2 protein-coding genes are annotated in these 2,328 nt (G+C 69.3%); both read right to left on the reverse strand.

Annotated elements, in window-relative coordinates:
- Positions 1–98: 98 nt before the first annotated feature.
- A complete protein-coding gene (locus tag LK493_RS09980) occupies positions 99–926 on the reverse strand; it encodes an ATP-binding protein (RefSeq protein WP_006234068.1) in 828 nt (275 codons plus the stop codon).
- Entirely contained in the window at positions 923–2,230 is a 1,308-nt protein-coding gene (istA, locus tag LK493_RS09985) for an IS21 family transposase (protein WP_227790916.1), read from the reverse strand. The genes LK493_RS09980 and istA overlap by 4 nt, the downstream gene beginning before the upstream one ends.
- Positions 2,231–2,328: the final 98 nt, after the last annotated feature.

A 2,328-nucleotide genomic window follows, 5' to 3' on the forward strand; every position in this document is an offset into this window, starting at 1 on the left:
CGGAATAATTTAGCCAAATATAGTCGGCCGAGATTGACCAATCCCGGCCGACCCATTTTAGCCAACACGCCCGCATCTATGACTTTCCTATCGCTTCCCTACATCCCCTCGGGCTGGATCCCCCTCACCTTCACCGCCTGGGGGACGGCCTCCACCGAGTAGGTGTCAAGCCCCCTGCCGCGGTAGCTCGGGCCCCGCATCACGAACACCGACGCCTTGTCGAACAGCCTGTCGAGGGCGCAGAGGAGCGTGTCGTCGCCCGTGAAGAACTCATCCCACCCGCTCGGGGCGATGTTGCTCGTGAGGACCATCGCGTTCGGCCCCTCCTTCTCGTAGCGCCTGTCGACGACATCGAAGAACAGGTCGGTGCACGGCCTGTCGTAGACGCATCTCCCCACCTCGTCAACGATGAGGCACGACGGCTTGACGAGCGAGGAGACGACCCGCGAGGTGTTTCCCCGCTGGACGGCCTTCTGGAACCTGTCCCTGAGCTCGGTCGCCTTTATGTAGTAGGTCTTGAGCCCCCGCATGCAGCACTCGCGCCCGTAGGCCTGCGCGAGGTGCGTCTTCCCTATGCCGCCGGGCCCGACGAAGGCGACGTTGCGGTGCGCGTAGAGGTCGGCCAGCGACGGGAGCTTGCCCAGCGCGGCCGCGTCCCGGCCCTGGATCCTGGAGAAGTCGAAGCCCTCGAAGGTCTTGGGCTCGCGCCTGGGCAGCCTGCTCAGCCTCAGCAGCGTCTCGATGGAGGCGAGCCTCCTCTTCTCCGCAAGGTAGGAGAAGGTGGCTGCCACGGCGGCCATCTCCCCGTCGCCGAGGTCGAGGTCCGAGGCGAGGGTCGCGAGCTCCTCCGCCCCGACGGCGATCCCGAGCCTCGACGCGGCGTCGCTCGCGAGCTCGTAGGGGCTCGCCCCCGCGCCCGCCATCATTCGGCCCTCCCGAAGTCGAACCTCTCGAAACCGGGCTTCGCCCGGGGCGGGGCGATCTGCTCGACCACGGTCCCGACCGGCTGGGTCGGCAGCTCCTCGGGCTGCGCCGGCGATGTCTCCCACTGGCCCTCGCACCAGCTGTCGGCGCCGGCGCCGACGGCGTGGGCGACGAGCTCGCGGGAGAGGTCGTCGCTGTATATGTGCACCACGCGCCCCTCCCGGCTCACCCTGCACTCGCGGCGGCCGTACCAGTAGGGCACGCCGTAGCGGTGCCCCTCGAAGCTCACGAAGCCGTCGAAGGAGATCTTCCGGCGCGGGCACAGGTACCGCTCGACCTCGGCCGTGACCTCGAGCGGCCTGGTGTTCGCCGAGCACGCCGCCTCGTGCTCGCGCATCGGGACGCATGCCGCCGCGCGCCGCCAGCGGCCTCCCTGCTCGGCGCACCAGAGGGCGGCCTCCCGGTTGAGGGCGTCAAGGTCGGTGAAGGACCTTCCCGCGAGGAAGTTCCCCTTCACGAAGCGGACGAGCCTCTCCACCTTGCCCTTCGTATAGGGGTGGGGCGGCCTGCACAGCCTGGTGCGGAAGCCGACGACGCCCATGAACTCGGCGTAGTCGGCCTGCCAGACGGGCCGGCCGTCGGCATCGCGGCGGACGACCACGCTCTTCATGTTGTCGGTGAGCACGGTCGCGGGCACGCCCGGCGCCGAGAACGCGTGCAGCATCCCGATGAGGAGGTTCTCCTGGCGCGCGTTCGGGAAGAACTCGACGTGGGCGCCCCCGCAATGGTGGCAGACCATGGCGAAGCAGGCGATCCGCGCCCGCTCGCCGCCGGGGCGCTCGACCGCGACGAAGCCCCAGTCCATCTGGTAGGCCTCTCCGGGCGCCGTCCTGAAGCGCTGGCCGCGGCAGCCCTGCGGGGCCGCCTGCCGCCTCTTCGCGGGCACGAGGTCCCGGTGCGCGGCGATATAGGTCTTCACCGTGGTGAGGCCGCCGGCGTAGCCCTGGCCGAGCAGCCGCTCGAATATCACCTGCGAGTTGGTGACGCCCTTCCGCAGGAGGTCGTCCGCCAGGCCGGTGTGGCCGGCGAGCACGCCCGGCGCGGCCCTCCTCCCGCTGTTCCCGTGGGGCAGGGCCCTGAACCCGTGGGCCCTGACCGTCCTCGCGCGGGAGCGGGTGAGCCCCGTCCTCCTGCAGAACTCAGCGAGGTTGCATGCCTGCGGGTCGAACCCGTCGCCCTCCTCCGCGGCCATCTCCCGGAGCGCCGCGTCTATAATCTCCTGTAGGTCATCGTGTCTCTCGTTCACCTCAATGGTCCTCCTAACGCCGGCGTGTTGGCACCACCAGCGTAGTGGCGGCGGGGAGGCACGGTGGCCATTATTCGGTGACCGGGATTGGTCAAAAT

The sequence above is a fragment of the Collinsella aerofaciens genome (genome assembly GCF_020709435.1).
Taxonomy (GTDB): Bacteria; Actinomycetota; Coriobacteriia; order Coriobacteriales; family Coriobacteriaceae; genus Collinsella; species Collinsella aerofaciens_AU.